Source organism: Henriciella marina (assembly GCF_027213945.1).
GTDB lineage: Bacteria > Pseudomonadota > Alphaproteobacteria > Caulobacterales > Hyphomonadaceae > Henriciella > Henriciella marina_A.
The window spans coordinates 946,004-967,442 of record NZ_JAPWGW010000001.1 but is presented as its reverse complement, the minus strand read 5'-3'; the positions used below and the strand labels follow the sequence as shown (position 1 = coordinate 967,442).

Annotated in this window: 18 protein-coding genes; 11 read left to right on the top strand and 7 right to left on the bottom strand. The window is 59.1% G+C overall.

The features are described from left to right. Positions 1–2: 2 nt before the first annotated feature. Positions 3–2,381, bottom strand: coding sequence for an EAL domain-containing protein (locus O4G74_RS04920; protein ID WP_269401536.1), 2,379 nt, complete (start codon positions 2,379–2,381; stop codon positions 3–5). 115 nt (positions 2,382–2,496) lie between these two features. Further along, positions 2,497–3,354 carry a 3-deoxy-8-phosphooctulonate synthase gene (kdsA, locus tag O4G74_RS04915; protein ID WP_269401535.1) on the bottom strand — a complete coding sequence of 286 codons (858 nt, stop codon included), beginning with the start codon at positions 3,352–3,354 and terminating at the stop codon, positions 2,497–2,499. Between the two features lie 139 nt (positions 3,355–3,493). Here kdsA and O4G74_RS04910 point away from each other — a divergent pair, with 139 nt between their 5' ends. The 3 genes from O4G74_RS04910 (at position 3,494) to O4G74_RS04900 (ending at position 6,759) form a co-directional block, all read left to right on the top strand. Next, positions 3,494–4,708: a threonine ammonia-lyase gene (locus tag O4G74_RS04910; protein ID WP_269401534.1), complete on the top strand. Its 1,215-nt coding sequence runs from the start codon at positions 3,494–3,496 to the stop codon at positions 4,706–4,708. Positions 4,709–4,803: 95 nt separating this feature from the next. Beyond that, complete coding sequence (locus O4G74_RS04905; protein ID WP_269401533.1) at positions 4,804–5,667, top strand: FKBP-type peptidyl-prolyl cis-trans isomerase; 864 nt, start codon at positions 4,804–4,806, stop codon at positions 5,665–5,667. Positions 5,668–5,712: 45 nt separating this feature from the next. Continuing rightward, positions 5,713–6,759 carry an FKBP-type peptidyl-prolyl cis-trans isomerase gene (locus O4G74_RS04900; RefSeq protein ID WP_269401532.1) on the top strand — a complete coding sequence of 349 codons (1,047 nt, stop codon included), beginning with the start codon at positions 5,713–5,715 and terminating at the stop codon, positions 6,757–6,759. 80 nt (positions 6,760–6,839) lie between these two features. Here O4G74_RS04900 and O4G74_RS04895 read toward each other — a convergent pair whose 3' ends face one another. Continuing rightward, a complete protein-coding gene (locus tag O4G74_RS04895; RefSeq protein ID WP_269401531.1) occupies positions 6,840–7,868 on the bottom strand; it encodes a mannose-1-phosphate guanylyltransferase in 1,029 nt (342 codons plus the stop codon). A 105-nt stretch (positions 7,869–7,973) separates the two neighbouring features. Between O4G74_RS04895 and rfbC the strand changes: the two genes are divergently transcribed. Together rfbC and rfbD are read left to right on the top strand one after the other, a co-directional pair. After that, complete coding sequence (rfbC, locus tag O4G74_RS04890; RefSeq protein WP_269401530.1) at positions 7,974–8,546, top strand: dTDP-4-dehydrorhamnose 3,5-epimerase; 573 nt, start codon at positions 7,974–7,976, stop codon at positions 8,544–8,546. Next, positions 8,546–9,415 (top strand): dTDP-4-dehydrorhamnose reductase, encoded by an 870-nt coding sequence (gene rfbD, locus O4G74_RS04885; RefSeq protein ID WP_269401529.1) that lies wholly within the window; start codon positions 8,546–8,548, stop codon positions 9,413–9,415. The genes rfbC and rfbD overlap by 1 nt, the downstream gene beginning before the upstream one ends. A 3-nt stretch (positions 9,416–9,418) precedes the next feature. Here rfbD and rfbA read toward each other — a convergent pair whose 3' ends face one another. Continuing rightward, positions 9,419–10,291 (bottom strand): glucose-1-phosphate thymidylyltransferase RfbA, encoded by an 873-nt coding sequence (gene rfbA / locus O4G74_RS04880; protein ID WP_269401528.1) that lies wholly within the window; start codon positions 10,289–10,291, stop codon positions 9,419–9,421. 146 nt (positions 10,292–10,437) lie between these two features. Between rfbA and rfbB the strand changes: the two genes are divergently transcribed. From rfbB to fcl, 3 genes are all read left to right on the top strand, one after another. After that, positions 10,438–11,454 (top strand): dTDP-glucose 4,6-dehydratase, encoded by a 1,017-nt coding sequence (gene rfbB, locus O4G74_RS04875; protein WP_269401527.1) that lies wholly within the window; start codon positions 10,438–10,440, stop codon positions 11,452–11,454. Positions 11,455–11,616: 162 nt separating this feature from the next. Continuing rightward, positions 11,617–12,687 (top strand): GDP-mannose 4,6-dehydratase, encoded by a 1,071-nt coding sequence (gmd, locus tag O4G74_RS04870; protein WP_269401526.1) that lies wholly within the window; start codon positions 11,617–11,619, stop codon positions 12,685–12,687. A 2-nt stretch (positions 12,688–12,689) separates the two neighbouring features. After that, a complete protein-coding gene (gene fcl / locus O4G74_RS04865; RefSeq protein ID WP_269401525.1) occupies positions 12,690–13,622 on the top strand; it encodes a GDP-L-fucose synthase in 933 nt (310 codons plus the stop codon). A 79-nt stretch (positions 13,623–13,701) separates the two neighbouring features. On the opposite strand, the gene O4G74_RS04860 is transcribed toward fcl, so the two are convergent. From O4G74_RS04860 to O4G74_RS04850, 3 genes are all read right to left on the bottom strand, one after another. Then, positions 13,702–14,781 carry a sulfotransferase family 2 domain-containing protein gene (locus tag O4G74_RS04860; RefSeq protein ID WP_269401524.1) on the bottom strand — a complete coding sequence of 360 codons (1,080 nt, stop codon included), beginning with the start codon at positions 14,779–14,781 and terminating at the stop codon, positions 13,702–13,704. A gap of 84 nt (positions 14,782–14,865) precedes the next feature. Then, positions 14,866–15,870 carry a hypothetical protein gene (locus tag O4G74_RS04855; RefSeq protein ID WP_269401523.1) on the bottom strand — a complete coding sequence of 335 codons (1,005 nt, stop codon included), beginning with the start codon at positions 15,868–15,870 and terminating at the stop codon, positions 14,866–14,868. A 55-nt stretch (positions 15,871–15,925) separates the two neighbouring features. Then, on the bottom strand, positions 15,926–16,987 hold the full coding sequence (locus tag O4G74_RS04850) for a hypothetical protein (RefSeq protein ID WP_269401522.1): 1,062 nt from the start codon (positions 16,985–16,987) through the stop codon (positions 15,926–15,928). Positions 16,988–17,128: 141 nt separating this feature from the next. Here O4G74_RS04850 and O4G74_RS04845 point away from each other — a divergent pair, with 141 nt between their 5' ends. The 3 genes from O4G74_RS04845 to O4G74_RS04835 all read left to right on the top strand — a co-directional run bounded on the left by O4G74_RS04845 (position 17,129) and on the right by O4G74_RS04835 (position 21,429). Continuing rightward, the gene (locus O4G74_RS04845) at positions 17,129–17,824 is read left to right on the top strand and encodes an FkbM family methyltransferase (protein WP_119378945.1); all 696 of its coding nucleotides are present in this window, start codon (positions 17,129–17,131) and stop codon (positions 17,822–17,824) included. A gap of 176 nt (positions 17,825–18,000) precedes the next feature. Then, positions 18,001–19,053, top strand: a complete 1,053-nt coding sequence (locus tag O4G74_RS04840) for a glycosyltransferase (protein WP_269401521.1) — start codon at positions 18,001–18,003, stop codon at positions 19,051–19,053. A 66-nt stretch (positions 19,054–19,119) separates the two neighbouring features. Beyond that, a complete protein-coding gene (locus O4G74_RS04835; RefSeq protein WP_269401520.1) occupies positions 19,120–21,429 on the top strand; it encodes an FkbM family methyltransferase in 2,310 nt (769 codons plus the stop codon). The last annotated feature ends 10 nt before the right edge of the window (positions 21,430–21,439 follow it).

The window sequence follows — 21,439 nt, the reverse complement described above, 5'->3', positions numbered from 1 at the left end:
TGTCAGGCAGCGCCGCGCGTTTTGTCCTTGATAATCTCCTCGACGGAGATCGGCATTGGAAACGGCCGGCTGATCAGGAATCCCTGAAACTCATGGCAATTGGCCTCTAGCAGCCGAAGCGCCTGCGCCTCCGTCTCCACGCCTTCCGCGACGACCGGAATGGATAGGCTGTGGCCGAGCCGCAGGATTGCATCGACAATGGCGAAGGATTTCGGATCGCTGTCCATGGCGAGCACAAACGACTTGTCGATCTTGATGCGGTCGAACGGCAGCTGCTGGACAAAGCGCATCGAGGAATAGCCTGTCCCGAAATCGTCGAGCGCGATCTGCACGCCGAGCTTCTTGAACTTCTCCAGAAGGTTCGCCGCCACCTGCACATTATGGATGATCGCCGTCTCGGTGATCTCCAGCTCAAGGCGGTGGGGTTCCAGACCGGACCGGCGCAGCGCTTCGCGCACATCACCATAGAGTTTCGGATCTAGGAACTGGCGCGCGGAAAGGTTGACCGACACGCCGACATGCGATTCCCAGCGGGACGCAGCCTCGCATGCTTCGCGGATACACCAGCGGCCAATGTCGGTTACGACCATGCTCTGTTCGGCGATCTCGATGAAGTCATTTGGCATGACGAGACCGTGACCGGGGCGTTCCCACCGGATCAGCGCTTCGTAAGACAGGACCTTGCGCGTCTGGGCGCAGACCTTGGGCTGGTAGTGAAGAACGAACTCGTCATTCTCAACCGCACGCGACAGGGCAATTTCAACATCCCGGCGCGCTTCGAAGTGTTCGTGCAGTTCATTATCATAAATTCGTGCGCGGCCGCGGCCGTCTGATTTGGCGGCATAGAGCGCGCGGTCTGCGGTCTTCAGCAATTCGCCGGGATCCTCAGTCAATTCGGTAATCCTGCTGGCGCCGGCACTCGCGCCGCAACGGATCGAAATTTCGTCATGCTGAATTGGAAGAGAAAGCGCACGAACACATTCGCTTGCGAACTCAAAGATCCGGTCGGCTGGCAGGTCAGGGCCCGTCAATAGCGCGAATTCATCACCACCGAGGCGCGCTGCAAGTCCGCCTTTCGGCGCCAGGGCCCTCAGCCTGTTCGCCGTTTCGATGATGACGGTATCGCCAGCGCCGTGGCCGAACTGGTCATTCACATCCTTGAACTCATCGAGGTCAAAGAGAATGACCGCCGTATGCTCCCCGCCGCCACGCGTGAGGCTGGCGAGCAGTTCGCGTTGAAAGGACTCGCGATTGGCGAGCCCGCTCAGCTGGTCATTGAACGCCAGCTCGCGGATCTCCGCTTCCCGGCGAAGTCGTTCGCGAAGATCACGAATGGAACAGATCGTTGCGCCAGTGTCATTGGCTTCTGCGCCGCTGTCGAGCTTTCGCATCCGAACCTCGACCGGGATGGAAACACCATCCGCGCTGACGATCTCAGTCTCGCGATAACTATCAGCGCTTGTTGAGAGACTGGTCATGTTCAGGATGGGCAGGACGTCCGACCCAATCAGGTAATTGCGGTCAGCGCCAAGCATGTCTTCAGCGGCCCGGTTCACTTCAACGATCTGTCCGTTCGCATTAGCGATCACGATGCCTTCGGACGCAGAATTTGCGAGCATGGATATGCGGCGGGACTCGCGGTTGCGCAGACCTGAAATTGTCCTGTCGAAGCCCGCGGCCATCATTGCAAAAATGAGGATGGCGACCACTCCGAACACGATGGCCAGAGCAAGTTCGCCTGGTGCCAGAGACCACGAGATTTCCTCAACGCCGCGTATTGGGAACACGGTCATGCCTGCCATGCCCACAAAGTGCACCGAGGCGACTGCGAGCAGGGTAGAAACCACGCCAAGAACATTGCGCCATTTCTTGTGCTCGCTGATCCCGACTGAGTAAGCGATCGAGAAGAAGAGGCCGCAAAGCGCGACAGCGCCTGCAACAAATGCCGCATCATACTCAAACAGCGCGGACGCTTTCAGCGAGCTCTGACCGTAGAAATGCATAATCGTCAGGGTCGCCGTCGCCATGAAGCCACTCAGCGCCCTCCTGACAGGACCCAGCGAAGTTATGAGCAGCTGCGAAGTCGCGACGAAGCCCGATACAGCCACTAGGGCGGAAACAACCGTTACGACACCGTCAAAGGCAATTTCGAATCCCGGCCGGTATCCGAGCATGGCAACGAAATGGGTCCCCCATACGCCAAGACCCGTAACCACACCTGACGCGGCAGCCCAGAGCCGACGCGTCGATTCTTTCTCACTCTCCATGCCGCGATGGAAAACGATCAGCGAGCAAACCGCCGCCAATGCGCAGACGAATACCGCCATCGCGACGTAGAAGAATGCGTGATCGTCCTGAAGACAGGAAAGGACACGGTACATGAGGTCACCCGAATATAATCGGAGGCAGCCCTACCCAATGAGTCCTAACCGTTCGTGCATGTTCTTTATATTACTGTAAATATTGCATTTGTGCCGTCAGAGGCAGATCAATTTATCAACCCGCAGCGATGGAATGAATGGCTTTCAGCTTCGCCAGAAGGGTCTCGGCCTGCGCAAGATCAAGACAACTCGGCCCGTCGCACAGTGCCTTGTCAGGGTCTTCGTGAAATTCGAGGAATACGCCATCAGCTCCAGCAGCAATCGCCGATTGCGCGATGATCGCTACGCCTTCGCGGCGCCCGCCCGTCGAGCCGCCAGACGTACGCGGGTCTGCACCTGGCAACTGAACGGCATGGGTCGCGTCAATCGTGACTGGCACGCCCAGCGCCTTCATCGCCGGGATACCCAGCATGTCGACGACCAGGTTGTTGTAACCAAAACTCGAGCCGCGCTCACACAGGATGGTCGGGTTGCGCGCTTCGCCGGTCACCTCGCCAATTTTGGTCACGATGTTCTTGCAGTCCCATGGCGCCAGGAATTGCGCCTTCTTCACATGTAGCCAGCCGCCACTCTCCATCACGGCTTCCGCGCCGGCCACGACGAGGTCAGTCTGGCGGCAGAGAAAAGCCGGGATTTGGATGATCTCCGCGACCTCCGCTACCGGGGCGGCCTGCTCCGGCGTGTGATAATCGGTGACGACCGGGACGTCGAAAGCCTGCTTAACATCGGAGAGGATGCGTAATCCTTCATCCAGCCCGGGGCCGCGATAGGATTTGATCGACGACCGGTTCGCCTTGTCGAAGCTTGCCTTGAAAACGTAGGGCAGCTCCAGCCGCTCGCAGACGGTCTTCAGATGCTCGCAGATGCGCATGGCCAGATCGCGGCTCTCAAGAACATTCATGCCAGCCATGACGGTAAGAGGGTGGCCCTCGCCGATGGTTATGTCATGACCCGGAAGGGAAAGCGTTTTCATTCTGGCGCTCCTCGCTCTGTCTGCGCTCGCGCTTAAACAAACGGGTATTTACAGGCAAGTACACACAGCGGTTGTGCTAGCTTGCGCGGCCACGAACCCCTCAATAGGGTGCGCCGCGATTGATACTGGACATGACGTTATGAGCAAGAAACTTCCGATCAGCCTCGACGATGTACGGGACGCTGCACGTGTTCTCGAAGGACAGATCGAGCGCACGCCCATGCGCCTGTCCAAGACGCTGAGCGCCATTACGGGCGCGGAAGTCTGGGTAAAGTTCGAAAACCAGCAATTCACGGCCGCATTCAAGGAACGCGGCGCGCTCAACAAGCTTGCCCGCCTGAGCGAGGCAGAAAAGCAGGCTGGCGTGATTGCGGCCTCTGCAGGCAACCATGCGCAGGGTGTTGCCTATCATGGCCGACGCCTTGGCATCCCCGTGACCATCGCAATGCCGACGACAACGCCATTCAACAAGGTCCAGCATACGCGGGATTTTGGCGCGCGTGTTCTTCTTGAAGGCCAGACCTTCGATGAGGCCAAGGCCTTTGCAGAAACGGTGCGCGAACGCGAGGGCCTGACCTGGATCCATCCTTTCGATGATCCGCAGATCATGGCCGGTCAGGGCACCGCTGCCCTCGAAATGCTTGAGGATGGACCAGACTTCGACGTGCTGGTCGTCCCGATCGGCGGCGGCGGCCTCATCTCTGGTATGGCGACCGTCGCCAAGGCCCTGAAACCCGGCATCAGGATCATCGGCGTACAGGCCTCGATGTATCCCAGCATGCTGGCGGCGATACAGGGGCGTGACGCCAAGACGGGCGGCGCCTCCATCGCCGAAGGCATCTCGGTCAAGACACCGGGCTGTCTCACTAGGGAAGTCGTCGAAGCGCTGGTCGACGAAATCCTCCTCGTTGAGGAAGCGCATATCGAGCGCGCCATCACCCTGTTCGCCGATGTCGAGAAGACCATAGCAGAGGGCGCGGGCGCTGCTGGCCTCGCCGCCTTGCTTGCCCACCCCGAAAGGTTCGCAGGCCGCAAGGTCGGCCTCATCCTGTGCGGTGGCAATATCGACACGCGGCTGCTCGCCTCTGTCCTGACGCGGGCGCTGGTACGTGAAAAGCGGCTCGCCCGCATCCGTATCATCGGGGATGACCGTCCGGGCCTGCTCGCACTCGTCTCCAAGATCATCGGCGACAATGGCGCGAACATCATGGAAGTGGCGCATAACCGGATTGCCCTGGATGTGCCCGCCAAGGGCGCGGAGTTCGACATCCTCATGGAAACACGCGATGCGCAGCACACACAGGACATTATCGACGCGTTGGATCGGGCTGGTTATCCGCCCCGTTCCACCTGATCTGGCGCTCCATCAAGCCGCAGGTGACAGGCGGGCAAAGCTTGCCTAAGCTCCTAAACTCAAACAGATAAAAGCCTCTGACGGAGACTGCCCATATGTTGAAACCTCTCTCTGGCCTCGTTTGCGCGGTTCTGCTGACCGCCTGCAATGCACAGGAGCAGAGCTTCGATGAGTTCTTCCCTTGGGACCCAGAGGCAGAAAACGTTCAGGAGACCGATTCGGGCATTCAATATGTCGTCGTTCGTGAAGGGCCTGAAGACGGCGCTTCCCCGACCATCAACTCCACCGTTCAGATTTTCTATGAAGGCCGCCTGACTGACGGCACGACTTTTGACGGCAATTTCGATGAGGGCCGGCCGGCCATTTTTGGCGTCGGTCAGGTCATCCCCGGCTGGACGCAAGGCCTTCAGCTTATGTCTGAAGGCGACGAATACGTGTTCTACATTCCGTCAGAACTTGCCTACGGGCAGAGCCCACGCCCTGGCAGCATTATCAAGCCTGGTGATGATCTTATCTTCCGTGTCTCGCTCGAGGAGGTCTTCGCACCGACCCCCGCCGACGAAGAAGCCTGGAACACCTACACACCATGGGACTCCTCCAATGCCGACGTTCAGTCGACGGAATCGGGTCTTGAGTACGTCGTTCTGGAAAGTGGCGCAGAGAATGGGGTCAGCCCGGAGGCGAATGATACTGTCGTCGTCCTTTACGAAGGCCGGTTTGCTGAAGATGGCGAAGTGTTCGACAGCGCGTACCAGCGCGGTCAACCCATCATGTTCCAGACGAATGGCGTCATCCCCGGCTGGCAGGAAGCGTTGTCCATGATGAAGCCGGGCGACCGCTGGCTCATCCATGTGCCATCAGATATCGCCTATGGTGAGCGCGGCTATCCTGGCGCGATCCCACCGAATTCGGACCTCAATTTCGAGGTCAAGCTGATTGATGTTCTGCCAACGGAATAAAACTTGCTTGGCAGGCTGCGGATAGACTTGGAGGGGGGCGTGGATATGGCTCAACCGCAACGCAAGCAGAGGCAGATCGCCAGAGTTCTTACCGGACTCGCGGCGGCAACCTTTGTTCTGACTGCCTGTGAGACCGCCGCCCCGGCGTCTCAGACTGAAACACCTGCAGCCATGGAAGCTGATAGCGAAGCGGCTCTGGCGGCAAAACGCGCAGCGAAGGCGAGTGCGCCATGTCCGGACTATGGCCGCGGGTCTGGCACGTTCCAGCCGCCGTTTCCGGCAAACTGCGCAGGCCTGCAAACCACCGAAGACGGCCTTCGCTGGATCGAGATCGCGCGAGGCCCCGAAGACCGCGAGCCACCTCTCGATGGCGCAACGGTTATTGTCGCCTATGAGGGCTATCTCGCAGAGACCGGCGCCAAATTCGACAGCTCCTATGATCGCGGCGAAGCAGCAATCTTCGTGATCGACCAGGTCATCGCGGGCTGGACCGAGATCCTGAAACGGATGACGCCGGGCGATGAGTGGATCACCTATATTCCGGCAGAGCTTGCCTATGGCGGCGCATCGCCAAGCGCAGCCATCCCGCCGAACTCCGATCTCGTTTTCAAGATTCGTCTCGACGGCTTTCTCAATGCCGAAGAAGTCGCCAGCCTGCCGCCGCCTGCCGGCGTCTCTGAAGCCGTCTGGGAAGAGTTTCTGCCCTGGGACCGCTCCCGCGAAGGCATCCAGCGCCAGCCATCTGGCCTGACCTATTTCCAGATTGAGGATGGCGAAAGTGAAGGACCGAATCCGCGCGCCGACGACCTTGTCGCCATCGATTATGAAGCCCGCCTTGCAGAAGACGGCGCCCTCGTCGCATCGACATGGGGCCGTCAGACGCCGCTTGTCGTGCGCGCTGGCGACCTCATTCCAGGCTTTGCGCAGCTTCTCAGCCTGATGAAGGAAGGCGACGTGCTGATCGGCCACCTGCCGCCACCGCTCGCCTATGGCGATGCGGGCCTAGATGACCTCGTCCCGCCAGACGCGTCGCTGGTCTATGTGGTCAACCTGATCGAGATCAATCCGGAAGTCTCCCAGCCGACACGCTGATATCTTCCAGAACAAGAATTGAAAAAGGCGGACCTCGTGAGTCCGCCTTTTCTTATGTCCGCGTTGGGCGCGGTGAAACCTCAGGCCCTGGCCAGTTCCTTGACCGACTGGACCGTGTGCATGTCGCAGACAAGCATCTCCCCGCCCGCCGCAACGACCACTGTATTCTCCCGGCCTGCTACCGATATCGAAGTATCAGTCGCGCGGATATAGCAGTTCTTGCAGTCAATCGCCCTGACATTGCCGATGAGAACATTACCATTCTCATCCTTCTCAGACCGCTCCCAAAGCGCCTGGAAGTCACCAATATCGCTCCAGCCCATGTCGACGGGCACGACTTTCAGATCGTCATGGTGCTCAATGATCGCATAGTCGATCGACTGCGAACGGCAGGCCTCGAAGGCGGCCGTGTCGAAGCTTGCGGCCGTGCCTTGCTTGGATGTCGGCATGGCGGCGCTGACCGCCTCCAGAATATCCGGCGCATGCGCCTCGAATGCGTCGATCATGTCGCCCGCGCGGAAGAGGAAGATACCTGCATTCCAGAAGAAGTTGCCCGAAGCGATATAGGACTTTGCCGTCTCAAGGTCCGGCTTCTCAACGAAGCGCACCACGTCGATGACATCGCCCGACTTGCTGGCCGCTTCGATATAGCCATAGCCCGTCGCAGGCGTTTCGGCGATGATCCCGAAGGTCACAATGCTGCCCGTCTTTGCAGCTTGCGCACCGGCGAGGACCGCGCGGTGAAATGCGCCAAGGTCTGCAATGTCATGGTCGGCGGGGAGGATCAGGACGAGGTCATCGACATCTGCCGAAAGGGCTGCCGCCGCCACGGGGGCTGCGGAGTTCTTCCCGACAGGCTCCATCAGGATGTCGGCGTTGCCAGCAAGACCACCCATCAGTTCACCATGACGCTCTGCCCCGATCACCATGGGCTGGCTGAAGGACAGGCCGTCGACAGGGTTCCCCTGAACCCGCGCCAGCGTCACTTCCAGCATTGATGAGGCACCGAGCAGGTTGAGAAACTGCTTTGGATGTCGCGGCGTCGACAGCGGCCACAGCCGCGTCCCATTCCCCCCACACAACACTACCGGTTTGATAGAGATCGTCATCTACGCTTTTCCCTCCACGAACGTCACAAGGCTTTAGGCGCGACACACCCCAGATTGCAACCAGCGATGGCTTGACCTTCGCTGCGGTGAAGGCAATCAAGCGCCATGCCAATCACGTCTGTCGAGACTTTTTCCATATCCGGGCCAACCCTGCTCAGCCTGAAGCGCGCGGGTGATGAGCGCGGCTGGTTCTGCGAAACATGGAATGCCCGCGACTGGAGAGAGGCTGGCCTGCCGCAGGAAGACTGGGTTCAGGACAATTATGCCTTCTCCGCGGAAGTCGGCACAACGCGCGGGCTTCACTTTCAGGCACCGCCGCACGCACAAGCAAAGCTCATCCAGGTTATTCGCGGCCGGATCTTCGATGCGATCGTCGATATCCGCACCGGCTCGCCGACCTATGGCAAATCGATCTGCCTTGAGCTGAGCAGTGAGCAGCCGCAAGTCTTCTACGTCCCGGCCGGATTCGCCCATGGCTACCAGACGCTCGATCCTGATACGCTCGTCTACTACAAGGTCACCGATCACTACGCGCCGGAGACCGAGGGCGGCTTGCTCTGGAATGGAGAAGGCTCAGCCATCGACTGGCCGATCAGAGAGAACGTCACTCTCTCCAGACGCGACCATGACTGGCCAGACCTCGGCGCGCTGAAATCTCCATTCGCGCCCGCAGACTGATGGACCCGAACGCCATACTTGTCACGGGCGGCGGAGGGCGACTGGGTCAGGCGTTGGGCCGCCTCGGCTGCACCGCGCTAGACCGAAACGCGCTCGACTTAACGGACCGTGCCTCAATCGCGCAGACCATTCGCCGATCGCGTCCCAAGCTCGTCATCAACACCGCTGCTTATACCAATGTCGATGGCGCTGAGGCTGAGGCCGATCGAGCCCACCAGATAAATGCCAAGGGCGCCGGCCTCATCGCTGAGGTCTGCGCCGCAGAAGCCATTCCCCTTATCCATATCTCGACGGATATGGTGTTCAGCAAGGGCGATCCGGATCAACCCGTGACCGAACAGGCAGAGCCCGCGCCCAACTCTGTCTATGGGCAGAGCAAGCTCGAGGGCGAACTGGCGGTCCGTGCAGCTGGCGGCCGTCACTGCATCGCGCGCGTCAGCTGGCTATTCTCAGGCGAAGGCGAAAGCTTCATCAGCAAGATCCTCGCTGTCGCCGCGCAGCGCGATCACCTTCAACTCGTCAATGATGAATATGGTCGTCCGACCCATGTCGATCCGCTGGCCGCTCACCTCTTGAAGCTGAGCGATCTGATGGTCGCGAAAGAGGACGTGCCAACTCTCCTCCATCTTGGCCCGCCCGAACCTGTCAGCCGCTATGGATGGGCCCGCGAGATATTTAATGTGTCGGGTAAAACCGGCGGCCCGACGCCTGAAATGACGCCTGTGCCCGGCAGCACCTTCCAGACGCCTGCGCAGCGCGCGAGAGGCCTCGTCTTGGATGTCACACTTGCCGACAGCCTGCTCGGCCCCATGCCGGCATGGCAGCCAATGAGCGCCAGCGTCGTGCGAAATTCTATCGGGAAAGCCTAGCGCCTAGCCCTTCTGGGTGAGCAGCTTGCGCAGATAGGCGGCGTATTCAGACTTGCCGTAGAAATCTGCATTCTTCTCCAGCTCAGCCCGGGTGATGAAACCGCGATGCAGGGCAATCTCTTCGGGACAGCAAACCTTCATGCCCTGGCGCTTTTCAATGGCGGCCACAAACTGGCTTGCATCCAGAAGACTATCTGGCGTGCCGGTGTCGAGCCAGGCAAACCCGCGCCCCAGCGGCTGCACCGACAGGTTGCCCTCTTCCATATAGGTGCGGTTGAGATCAGTGATCTCGAGCTCGCCGCGCGCAGATGGCTTCAGCGCCTTGGCCCGGTCACAAACGCTCGCGTCATAGAAATAAAGACCAGTTACCGCGTGGTTCGACTTCGGCTGCGCAGGCTTCTCTTCGATGGACACAGCGCGCCCGTCAGCACCGAATTCGACAACGCCATAACGCTCAGGATCGCTGACCGGATAGGAGAAAACCGTCGCCCCATCACTGATCGCCGCCGCCTTGAGCAACAGGCCGCCAAGGCCGCCGCCATAGAAGATGTTATCCCCCAGAACGAGCGCGCAAGGTTCACCATCGATGATGTCTTCGGCGATCGTGAAGGCCTGTGCGATGCCTTTCGGTTCTGGCTGGACGCGGAAGGTGAAGTTCACCCCAAAACGGCTGCCATCGCCCAGGAGCCGCTCGAATGCAGGCTGGTCGTGGGGAGTCGTGATAATGATGATATCCTTGATCCCAGCCAGCATCAGGACGCTGATCGGGTAGAAAACCATCGGCTTGTCGAACACAGGAAGCAGCTGTTTCGAGGCTGCCATCGTCATAGGGAACAGGCGTGAACCGGTGCCTCCGGCCAGAACGATGCCCTTCATACGAAATCCCCTGCTCTACCAATCATCTGTGGCCGCACTGGCCTCGACTTGAGGGGCGTTCTATGACATCGGGCGTTGAGCATCGTCAAGCTGGCCTCACCGGCGCCAGCCCTGCACGATGAGGATGGACTGCACACGGACGCGACATGAACTTTCTCGTAACGGGCGGCGCTGGCTTTATCGGTTCAGCTGTCTGCCGGCACCTGGCTGGCGACCTCGGTCACGATGTGACCAATCTCGACAAGCTGACCTATGCCGCGAATCTCAGCTCGCTGAGGCCCATCGAAGACCTGGAGAATTACCGCTTCGTTCAGGGTGACATTTGCGACGAAGCGCTCGTCTACCGTCTTCTGGTCGAGAACAGGATCGATGCAGTCCTTCATCTCGCCGCCGAGAGCCATGTCGACCGCTCGATCACAGGGCCGGGTGAGTTCATACAGACCAATATCGTCGGCACCAGCACGATGCTGCAGGCTGCGCGTCGCTACTGGGCGGAAGACCTGAACAAATCTGACAGCTTCCGCTTCGTCCACGTGTCCACTGACGAGGTATACGGCGACCTGCCGCTTGATTCAGGCATCTTCACCGAAGACTCCCGCTACGAGCCGTCCTCGCCTTACGCTGCCTCCAAGGCCTCCTCCGATCACCTCGCCCGCGCCTGGGGCCGCACCTATGGCCTGCCGGTCATCGTGACGAACTGCTCGAACAATTACGGGCCGTACCACTTCCCGGAAAAGCTGATCCCTCTGGTCATCCTGAACGCGCTCGCGATGAAGCCACTGCCTGTCTACGGCAAAGGCGAGAATGTCCGCGACTGGCTGTTTGTGGAAGACCACGCCAATGCTCTTGCCACTGTGGCTCTAAAGGGCGCGCCTGGCGAGACCTACAATATTGGTAGCAATTCAGAGCGCACCAATCTCCAGGTGGTCGAGGCCATCTGCGACCTCATCGACGCGCGCCGTCCAGCGGACAAGCCGCGCCGCGACCTTATCGAATTTGTCACTGACCGACCCGGCCACGACCTTCGCTATGCCATCGATGCCAGCAAGATTGAAAACGAGCTCTCTTGGACGTCATCGGTATCATTCGAAGAAGGCCTCGCCCGAACCATCGACTGGTTTATCGAGAATGAGTGGTGGTGGAAACCGCTTAAGGACCGCTAGAACCCCAAACCTGCCGCCACGTCCTGCGTGGCAAAAGCGCGCCATAAATCAATAAACATGCACTTTGTGGGTGAAGCAGTTGAGCCCACGCCAGCCCTTCGCTAATGGACTTTGGGGCGGCGCATCTTCTGTGCCCAAAAGTTTAGTTACGGGACTGTTTCAATGACAACGAAAAACAAGACAGCGCTGGTCACTGGCGTGACGGGACAGGATGGGGCGTACTTGGTCGAACTCCTGCTGGAGAAGGGCTATACGGTCCATGGCGTGAAGCGCCGGTCTTCCTCGTTCAATACCGGACGTATCGAGCATCTCTATCAGGACCCGCATGTCGATGACCCGCGCCTGATCCTCCACTATGGCGACATGACCGATTCGACGAACCTCATCCGGATCGTCCAGGAGTCCCAGCCAGACGAGATCTACAACCTCGCCGCACAGAGCCACGTTCAGGTCTCCTTCGAGACGCCTGAGTACACCGCGAACGCTGACGCCGTGGGCGCGCTTCGCCTGCTCGAGGCGATCCGTATCCTCGGCATGGAAGAAAAGACCCGTTTCTATCAGGCCTCCACGTCAGAGCTGTACGGCCTCGTGCAGGAAGTGCCGCAGAAGGAAACCACCCCCTTCTATCCACGCAGCCCCTACGCTGCTGCCAAGCTCTACGCTTACTGGATCGTGGTGAACTACCGCGAAGCCTATGGCATGCACGCCTCCAACGGCATTCTGTTCAACCATGAGAGCCCGCTGCGCGGCGAAACCTTTGTGACCCGCAAGATCACGCGCGCTGCTGCTGCGATCAAGCTTGGCCGCCAGGAGAAGCTCTATCTCGGCAACCTCGACGCCCAGCGCGACTGGGGCCATGCCCGTGAGTATGTCCGCGGCATGTGGCTCATGCTGCAGCAGGACAAGGCAGACGACTATGTCCTTGCCACCGGTGAGACGACCCATGTGCGTCAGTTCGTCGAGTGGGCCTTCGAAGATGTCGGCATCAAGCTCGAATGGAAGGGCAAGGGCGTCGACGAGAAGGGCTACTGCTCTGAAACCGGCAAATGCCTCATCGAGGTCGACCCACGCTACTTCCGCCCGACCGAGGTTGAGCTCCTGCTTGGTGATCCGGCCAAGGCCCAGACACAGCTTGGCTGGAGCCACGAAACCTCTCCGCGCGATCTCGCTCGTGAGATGGTCCAGTCCGACCTCAAGGTCATGCAGCGCGACCCGGTCTGGAAGGACGCCTGATCATGTATGACCTCGCTGGAAAACGGGTGTGGGTTGCCGGCCATCGCGGGATGGTCGGCGCCGCAACCGTGCGCCGTCTGGAGCAGGAAAACTGCGAGGTGATCATCGCCGGCCGCGACAAGGCCAATCTCATCCGTCAGGACGAGACCGAAAAGCTTCTGGCCGACATGAAGCCGGACGCCATTGTCGTGGCAGCCGCCAAGGTCGGCGGTATTCTCGCCAATGACACCTATCCGGCAGATTTTCTCTACGACAACCTCATGATCGAGGCGAACATCATCAATGCGGCCCACAAACAGGATGTGAACCGCATCCTATTTCTTGGCTCCAGTTGCATCTACCCGAAATTCGCCGACCAGCCGATCGTCGAGGAGAGCCTGCTGACCGGTCCGCTCGAGCCTACCAATGAATGGTACGCGATCGCCAAGATCGCCGGCATAAAGCTCGCGCAGGCCTATCGCAAACAGTATGGCCGCGACTATGTCTCCGCCATGCCGACCAATCTCTACGGCCCCGGCGATAATTTCGACCTCAAATCCAGCCACGTCCTGCCGGCCCTCATCCGCAAGGCGCATGAGGCCAAGAAAGCTGGCGCAAGCGAGATCGAGATCTGGGGCACCGGCACGCCGCGCCGCGAATTCCTTCACTGCGACGACTGCGCCGACGCGCTCGTCTTCCTGCTCAAGAACTATTCCGGCTATGAGCACGTGAATGTTGGCTCCGGCACCGACGTCACCATTCTCGAACTGATGGAAATGGTCGCAGACGTGGTGGGCTTCGACGGCAAGATCGTCAAGGATGAGACCAAGCCAGACGGCACGCCGCGCAAGCTGATGTCAGCTGATCGGCTGCGCGAAATGGGCTGGGAGCCATCGATCAGCCTGCGCGATGGCATTGCCTCGACCTATCAGTGGTATCTCGACAACGTCGCGTGATGCCTGAGGCGATCATCGCACAGGATCTGTCAGGGTGAAGGGACGCCGCTGCGCATCCCTCTCATCGCATTCCAGCCGTCTATCTGAACCTGTTCAGGGCGCGGCCAGCAATATTGCGAACGGGCTTCGAAAGACGGCCCAGCTTGTTCTTCACCCGGATGAGCCGCCACTTCTGCACCTCCCATGAAGGGAACAGCCTTCCCACAAGGGCGCGCTCAGCCGATCGCTGCTTTCGCTCTACCCGTAGCAGGTGGCTGAAGGCGCGCGCCTCCAGAAGCGCCGCGTTCTTCTGCTCCCGCTCGCGTTTCAACTGACCTGACAGATAGGCTTCACGCAGTTCAAGTTCTTCGATCCGGGCCGACTTTGAGGCGATGATCTCGTTAAAGGCCTTTTCGCGCTCCCGCATGCTCGTCTGCAGGTTGACCTCTTCAACGTCATCTGCGTTCGGAAGCTCAGGGCTGAGAATCTGGCGCTCCATCTTGCTGGTAAACGCGAACTGGTCCGCCCGTGCGTCCGGACTGCCTGTAAAGCTGCGATCTCTCAACATGTCGCGAACTGTTTCAAACAGCTCATATTCTGGCGCGAGCGCACGTTCGATCCGCGCGCGTTCCCTGGAGGTCAGCTGTAGAATGAGCTCGTCACGATCTCCGACATTCTCTTTTGGCACATCGACCGGAGGCTTCCCGAGAAGCTCTGCCAGATACTTCATGGAGCCGTCGATGTCAGACGTGTCGCCGATGAAATAGAACGAGTTGAGAATGTTGGAGCGCTCTTCGGCGTTACTCGCACACATCGAGTTTCTATATATGAAGCGGTTCGGAAACTCCGCGAACGACACGATGTCTTGCGGCAGGTCCTTATCGCTCTTGCGGCGAAGGTGGTAATAGGACGACACGAGGTGATCGAGGGGATCTCGCAGAAGCGTGAACACCTTGTAGTCCGGATTCCCTATGACTTCCGGCAAAGCCTCTGTCAGCGCGCCCTCCTCGCCAAAAATCGATGAGGCGAAATGGCTGGTCACACAGATTTCCTCGCCCGCGCCTTCGCGCAGTTCCGTGATGCGTTGCCCTTGCTCGACCCGGTAGAGCTCATACCAGCTTTCAATGACGCGTTTGGTGCTGGTGCCCGCAGTCTTTGGAATATGAAAGTGTACGAGCATGGAAACCCTATGTCAGGACAACAGAAACAAGGAGTGCCGTGACAACACTCAACAGACGCGAAAACCTAGTTGGAGAAACTGAAACTAGCCAGTCTTTGGGTGAGCGAGCAATGCTTCCATGAACTCATCGGGATTGTCGACGCGGATATTTTCCGTCCGGCAACGCTCGGCTTCCGGATCGCCCTCCCAGAGCTTGGCCCCGAGATAGGTTGGCATGTTGTATTCCATGCTCAGCATGACGCGTTCGCGCTCGCCCGGGCGTCCGCCTCCGTGCAGACACCGGCACGTATCGGTGAAGATGATCGTGCCCGCCGGCCCGTGATATTCGTGCAGGGCGCCGTCGGCCAGAACCGAGTCTTCCTGGCGGTCGAGGACAAAATCAGGACGCTCGAACAGGAACTCGCAGTCCTTCGCGGCAGCCGCCATGAACGGACCGGAATTTGCGTCCACATCGGTGATGTAGAGAAAGACTTTCAGTTGCGCACGGTCTTCCGGGTCGAAGTGAAGGCGTTGGGACGATTTGCGATGAAATTCGGAATTCTTTGCCAGCGTGACGCCAAAGCCCGTCATGATCGGAAACATGCCAAAATAGCGGATGATCGGGGCCAGTAGCAGCGGGCTGGTCGCAAGCTTGAAGATCGCGCTGTCGGCCCCGAACGGCTTGCCGGCTGACCCAAGGAATTGGAGGCTATCCTTCGACAGGAACTCGCGGCCCGAGGCAATTGCGTCCTCATAGGATTTCAGCCCCTCCGACACGGCATCCTTCACCAGTTGGTCATGGCTCAGATTGATCGAAGCGTGCGCAACGTCCCGCGGGATCTCGAACTCTGCCGTTTCCGCGGCAAGCGTCTGTTCAGCGAGATAGCGCCGTCCCAGCGCCTCGCGGCGCGCAATCTCTTCGCTTTTTATGAAGCGGGCCAGTTCATGATACTGCTGGCGCTGCTTCATGCTCCCGTGCCGGATGACAAAGGAGCGTTCGAACACCGCAGCAGAGCGTGACACCTCCATGAACTGCTCGGCCTTGTTTCGCCAGAAGTCCCGTTCGCCGACAAGTTTCTCGACGTTCACGTCCTGCGCTGTATCAGGCATGAGCTATCCCGCTCCCTTGAACTGGAATGTATCCCAACTGGTCGTTTCGCAAGCCTTACGCGGGCTTGGGGTGTGCCAGCAAGGCTTCGGTATACTCATTCAGGTTATAATCCCTGACCTTTAGCGTCCGGCTGCGACGCTCTGGCACCGGGTCACCCTCCCAGAGCTTCGAATGAAGATGCGTTGGTATATTGTACTCAATGCTCAGCATGAGGCGCTTCTTGTCGCCGGGCCGTGCCCCTGCATGCAGGCAGCGGCATGTATCACAGTAAATCGCCGTACCAGCCGGGCCGGTGAATGTGCGGATCGATCCCTCCCGAACCGCGGTGTCATCCTGACGGGCCAGTTTGAAATCCGGGTCATTGTAGAGAACGGCGCTGTCCTCGGCCGGGACGGCCATGAACGGTCCGGACGTCTCATCCACATCAGTGATGTAGAAGAAAACCTTCAGCTGCGTGCGGTCTTCCGGGTCGAAGTGCAGGCGCTGTGACGAATGCGGATAGAACTCTTCATTGCGGGCTGACAGCAGGCCGAAGCCGGTCATGATTGGGAACATGCCGAAATAACGGATAACCGGGGCAAGCAGCAGCGGGCTCGTCGCCAGCTTGTAGACCCCACCGCTGGCGATAAACGGCCAGCCAGCGTCGCCAACAAATTCGAGGCTGTCCTTGGACAGGAGCTCCTTTCCGGAGTCGATTGCTCCCTGATAGGTATCAAGACACTCTTTGACCGCGTCCTGAACCAGCGGATGATGGCTGAGGTCGACCGACGCAAAGCCATCCTTCTGCAGCACGACCAATTTTGACGTGTCCGGATCCAGCTTCTGTTCTGCAAGGTATTTCTGACCAAGCTCTCGGCGCCGCTGGATATCAGCTGCCTTAACTTCCTTTGCCAGCGCATGGTAGGTCTGACGCTGCCGCATCGTGCCCTTGGTCAGAAGGTAGGAGCGATCAATCGTAGGTGTATTCTGGAACTGCTCGGATAGCTTTTCAGCTTCGGCCCGCCAGCGGTTGCGATCGGTTCGAAGAGCCGCAAGCTCAGCTTCGTAGTCGCGCCCTGGCGCCGTCGTCGCTTGAGCCTGATCCCCGCCCCGAACGTCCTGTTTAACAATAGACATGCTTAATGAACTCCAACCCACTTGTGGGGAGAATCTCTCACAGCGTTAAAATGTCAACTACGTAACATCCGCACACCGCTTGCTCTGCCTGCGTAATTGCGTCTACACGGGAACGCACTATCGACGCTTGAGGATTGCCGCATGCCAATTGAGAATTCCGCCCATATCGCAGATGCATTTGCCAGGATCGCAGAAAAGAAAATCGAGGTTGGCAGCTTGATTAATATCGGGTCCGGCCGAGGCGACGATCTGGGTTTCTACAAGTCACATTGGCCAGACATGCAGGCTCTGCTCATCGATATGGACCCCCGCTTCCTCGAGATCTGGGAGAAGCTTGCAGCCACACATGAAGGGACAAAGTACGTCGTATGCGGCGCTTCGTCCGAAGATGGCGAAGGGCAGTTCCTCAAGTCGAACGATGTTGGCGGCGCACTTTCCAAGGTCACGGCGGGCGACAATGTTCACACAACGCCGCTGCGGAAGATCGACACGCTCGTCAAGGAATTCGATATGCCGGGGCCGTACTTCATGAAGTTCGACACGCACGGCGTTGAACTCGACATCCTCGCCGGGTGCGAGGAAACGCTGAAGAATACGAGCCTCATCATGATGGAGGTTTACAACTTCAAACTGAATTTCGTCGATCGCAAGAACCTCACCTTCGATGAGATGTCCCTGCACATGAAGTCGCTCGGCTTCCGCTGCGTGGACATGTGCGATCCGCTTTTCCGGCCCGGTGACCATGCGCTCTGGCAGATGCACCTCATCTTCATCAGGGACGACCACCCAATCTGGGAGCGCAGCTCATATGGCACCGGTGCACCGGCAGCTTCCTGAGCATTGAAGCGGACAATCTGTACAGTCGGCTTCCGGCGAGCGGCCTCCCACCTGGTGGGTGAACTGCTCGCCTTCAGCTGTCCGACTTGCCGGGTCTGCTGGATATAGGCCTTGCAAGTGTGACGACGTGCTGAAATCGATTAAGTCGACCGGCAGAAAATTAGCAGGAGCAGGAAATGGAGTGGGCAAGACGCGTGCGCCGTGCTGCGAATTCAATCATCCGCGGACGCCGCACCACCCCGCCAGCACCTCAGACGGCTGAAAAAGCCGCAATCAGCAACTGGCATGCGGCGTTAAGCGATGAACAGCGCCGTTACGTCGTCGATCATGCTGTTGATCCCATCCGCCCGGACATAACACGGGCGGGCGCCCCGCGCCCACGGCATGCCTGTCTCGACACCCGTCCACGCATCAGCGTCGTTCTCGGCACCCTCAACCGCCGCAAACTTCTCGAGAAATGTATCGCCTCCGTGCGCCGCGAGCTCGAAGGACTTGATGGTGAGATCATCGTTGTAGATGGCGGCTCCAATGATCGCACCATTCCGTGGCTGACCAAGCAGGAGGATGTGATCACCATCCTCCAGTACAATCGCTACAAGTCTGGCAACACATCGATGCGTCGGCGCAGCTGGGGCGGCTTCATGAATATGGGCTTCCGCGCCGCCTCGGCTGACTACATTCTCATGATTTCGGATGATTGCCTGCTGATGCCCGGCGCGATCCGCAATGGTATTGCGCAGATCGAAGCCGCAAAACAGGCTGGCGTCCCTGTCGGGGCCTGCGCCTTCTATTTCCGCGACTGGCCAAAACAGAAACGTTACTACGTCCAGCGGACGATTGGCGGCAACCTGATGCTCAATCACGGCATCTATACGCGCGAGGCACTTGAGGCCGCGCAATACGCCAATGAGGACGACTATGTTTTCTACAAGTCGGATACTGACCTGTCGCTGAAGATCTGGGACAGTGGCTACGCGATCGTCGATGCACCGCAGTCAATTTGTGAACACTATGTCGGCATAGAAGAAGAGCTTCGGGCCGGAAACACAGCGCTCATGTCGTATGACCGGTCTCAGATGAAACAGTACTGGCCAGACCTGGTGACGGATGAGGGCGTAAGGAAAATGGGAAAGATCTATCTCGACCAGTCGCCCGGCGATGAGGCGGACAAGACATGGGGCAGGCTGTACCGGCAGGAAGAACGAGCCGCCAAGAAAACAAAATCCTAACTTGAAATAGACGCCGCATCGGGCGATCCGGTCTGGTGATCAAGTTTCCGTAGACGGATGACAAGCATGGCGCAGCCACACAAACAGAGTAAGACCGCGACAGCGAAAACCCCAACGGCTGATCGACGCGCGCCTTACTTGCTGAAGGGAAAGTCGCCCGAGCCGGATATCCATTCGCTCTTCCAGCTTCTGGCGACCCTTCGCGACACGCAGGCCCGGATTGAGCTGAGCGGACTGATCCGCACAAGACTGCGGTCTGTCTTCCCGGCTGGCTCCGGAAGGACTGGCACGGCCCAGTTAAAGAACGGGTTGAGCTTCGACGTCGATCTCGGGGACCTGTTCGGCGCGGAGTTCTACCTCGGCAACATGAATGAGACCGACGTCCTGAACGCCCTCACCGCGACGCTTCCGGACGATGCCAATACCGTCGATATCGGCGCCAATTTCGGCCTGTTCGGCGTTCATGCCGGGCATGTCGCCCATAAAGGCAAGGTCGTGGCCTTGGAGCCGCTCCCGTCGGCGTTTGAACTCCTGGAAAAGAACATTGCGCAAAATGGGCTGAATGATCGCGTCGAAGCCGTGAACGCTGCTGTTTCTGATAAGGGTGTCAAGGCGAAGTTCTTCGTTGCCACTGACGGGGCCTTCAGCGGACTGCGTGACACGGGCCGTTCGCCGGTGCTCGATACGGTGACGGTCGCCAAGGTCGCCCTCGACAGGTGCGAGCCTGTGAAGGCGCTGGACCGCATAGACTTCCTCAAGATTGATACTGAGGGGCACGAAAACCAAGTCCTCGCGGGCGCCCGCAAGACACTTGAGCGCGCACGCACGGCGCTTGTCATGCTGGAATACAGCCACAAGAACCTCACCGCCGAAACGCGCGATAGCCTGCTGGCAGAGCTTCAGCCTCTGATGGATGCGGGTTTTGAGGCTCACCTCTACGATGGCAGCCAGAAGCTGGCGAAGTTGAAGAAAGCGGTCGACATCCCTTCAGAGACCTCCGGCACGGTTTTCCTCGCAGGTAAAGACTGCACTTGGGCAGCCGGCTTCTTCTCGGCCCTCGCAAACGAAGTCGATGCTACGAAACACGCAGCTTCTGACGGGTCGACTGTCGTCATTCTGCATGAGTTTACAAAGCTGCGTAATCAACTCGCCGACGTGGACCGTCTTCAATCAGCCTTTCCATCCACCGATGGGGATGCGTCCATCTCAAAACGCGTCCTGCGAGAGGTGAATCGGCTTCGCACCGAAAGCGAACGTGCCGAAACGCAGTTTCGTGCAGAGCTCGAGCGCGCTGAAGCCTATCGCATTGGCCTGCAAGGGCACTACGACAAGGCCGACGCTGACCGGAAGCGGCTGCGCCAGAAATCGGACCAACTCGCTGAAGCTGTAGAGAAATACAAGGCCCGGCTGGAAGCATTCCAGACAGCGACCGATGCGCTCCACGAAAAGATGAACGCTCGGGATGAAGAGCATCTCAAGAAAGTCGCGGACATCAAGAGCTCGCTCGACCATCAATATGAGCGCGCCGAGGAGCTCAAGAAAACGCTCGTGGAGTCGATGACGACCCGCAAGGAGCTTGAAGGCAAGCTCGCGGAAGCCAACGAGCTCCTGAAAGGCTCGAAGCAGGACTTCAACTCGACAAAACGGCTGCTCACCCACGCCGAAGCGCGCGTCGGGGACCTTGAAAGCAAATTGCAGACGACAGTGACGGCACGTGACGCCCTAAAGGAGCGGCTAGAAGCCTTCCGCAATCTGTCAGCAGACCTGCAGCAAAAGCTGGAATCGGCAAAGGCTGCACAGGAATCAGCGCGCCGGGATTTCGACCTGCTGCTGTCTAAAGAGAAGGGCGCCCATGAGCAAACACGCGCCCGTCTGGAAGCCGACCTCGAGAAGGAAAAGACTGCCCACGAGAAAACCCACCAGGATCTGAAGCAGATCCTCTCGGAAGAGCGGAACGCGCATAAAAGCACGAGAGCGGAGCTCACAAAGGAAAAAGAGGCCCACGAGAAAACGCACCGCGATCTGAAATACATCATCTCAGAAGAGCGCAACGCCCTCAAACGGGAAAAAGCCGCTCACGAGAAGACCCATCGCGACCTGAAGATGCTGCTCTCCCAGGAGCGCAATGCCCATGAAGAAACGCGTGAGCATCTCGAGGTCAGCCGCCGGCTACGCGCCGACCAGCGCCGTGAGCTTGACGAAGCCGCCGCCAGGCAGGCTGCGCTAGAGGTTGAAATCGCCGCGCTCTCCGACGAAAAGCAGGCGCTACAGGCCGAGATCGACGAGAAGCGCGCACTCGTCCGCGTCATCCAGCAGCGTGAAGCGCTCCACGAAATCGGCCTCGGCAAACACCTCCGCCAGCGCGGCCGAAACTAGTCGGCCAGCG

Bases quoted from the DNA above. Each gene is read 5' to 3' on its own strand.
- O4G74_RS04860 (WP_269401524.1), bottom strand. From the start codon at position 14,781: ATGCTCGTACACTTTCATATTCCAAAGACTGCGGGCACCAGCACCAAA.
- O4G74_RS04910 (WP_269401534.1), top strand. From the start codon at position 3,494: ATGAGCAAGAAACTTCCGATCAGCCTCGACGATGTACGGGACGCTGCA.
- kdsA (WP_269401535.1), bottom strand. From the start codon at position 3,354: ATGAAAACGCTTTCCCTTCCGGGTCATGACATAACCATCGGCGAGGGC.
- rfbA (WP_269401528.1), bottom strand. From the start codon at position 10,291: ATGAAGGGCATCGTTCTGGCCGGAGGCACCGGTTCACGCCTGTTCCCT.
- O4G74_RS04845 (WP_119378945.1), top strand. From the start codon at position 17,129: ATGCCAATTGAGAATTCCGCCCATATCGCAGATGCATTTGCCAGGATC.
- O4G74_RS04895 (WP_269401531.1), bottom strand. From the start codon at position 7,868: ATGACGATCTCTATCAAACCGGTAGTGTTGTGTGGGGGGAATGGGACG.
- rfbC (WP_269401530.1), top strand. From the start codon at position 7,974: ATGCCAATCACGTCTGTCGAGACTTTTTCCATATCCGGGCCAACCCTG.
- O4G74_RS04920 (WP_269401536.1), bottom strand. From the start codon at position 2,381: ATGTACCGTGTCCTTTCCTGTCTTCAGGACGATCACGCATTCTTCTAC.
- O4G74_RS04840 (WP_269401521.1), top strand. From the start codon at position 18,001: ATGGAGTGGGCAAGACGCGTGCGCCGTGCTGCGAATTCAATCATCCGC.
- O4G74_RS04900 (WP_269401532.1), top strand. From the start codon at position 5,713: ATGGCTCAACCGCAACGCAAGCAGAGGCAGATCGCCAGAGTTCTTACC.
- fcl (WP_269401525.1), top strand. From the start codon at position 12,690: ATGTATGACCTCGCTGGAAAACGGGTGTGGGTTGCCGGCCATCGCGGG.
- gmd (WP_269401526.1), top strand. From the start codon at position 11,617: ATGACAACGAAAAACAAGACAGCGCTGGTCACTGGCGTGACGGGACAG.
- O4G74_RS04835 (WP_269401520.1), top strand. From the start codon at position 19,120: ATGGCGCAGCCACACAAACAGAGTAAGACCGCGACAGCGAAAACCCCA.
- O4G74_RS04905 (WP_269401533.1), top strand. From the start codon at position 4,804: ATGTTGAAACCTCTCTCTGGCCTCGTTTGCGCGGTTCTGCTGACCGCC.
- O4G74_RS04855 (WP_269401523.1), bottom strand. From the start codon at position 15,870: ATGCCTGATACAGCGCAGGACGTGAACGTCGAGAAACTTGTCGGCGAA.
- rfbB (WP_269401527.1), top strand. From the start codon at position 10,438: ATGAACTTTCTCGTAACGGGCGGCGCTGGCTTTATCGGTTCAGCTGTC.
- O4G74_RS04850 (WP_269401522.1), bottom strand. From the start codon at position 16,987: ATGTCTATTGTTAAACAGGACGTTCGGGGCGGGGATCAGGCTCAAGCG.
- rfbD (WP_269401529.1), top strand. From the start codon at position 8,546: ATGGACCCGAACGCCATACTTGTCACGGGCGGCGGAGGGCGACTGGGT.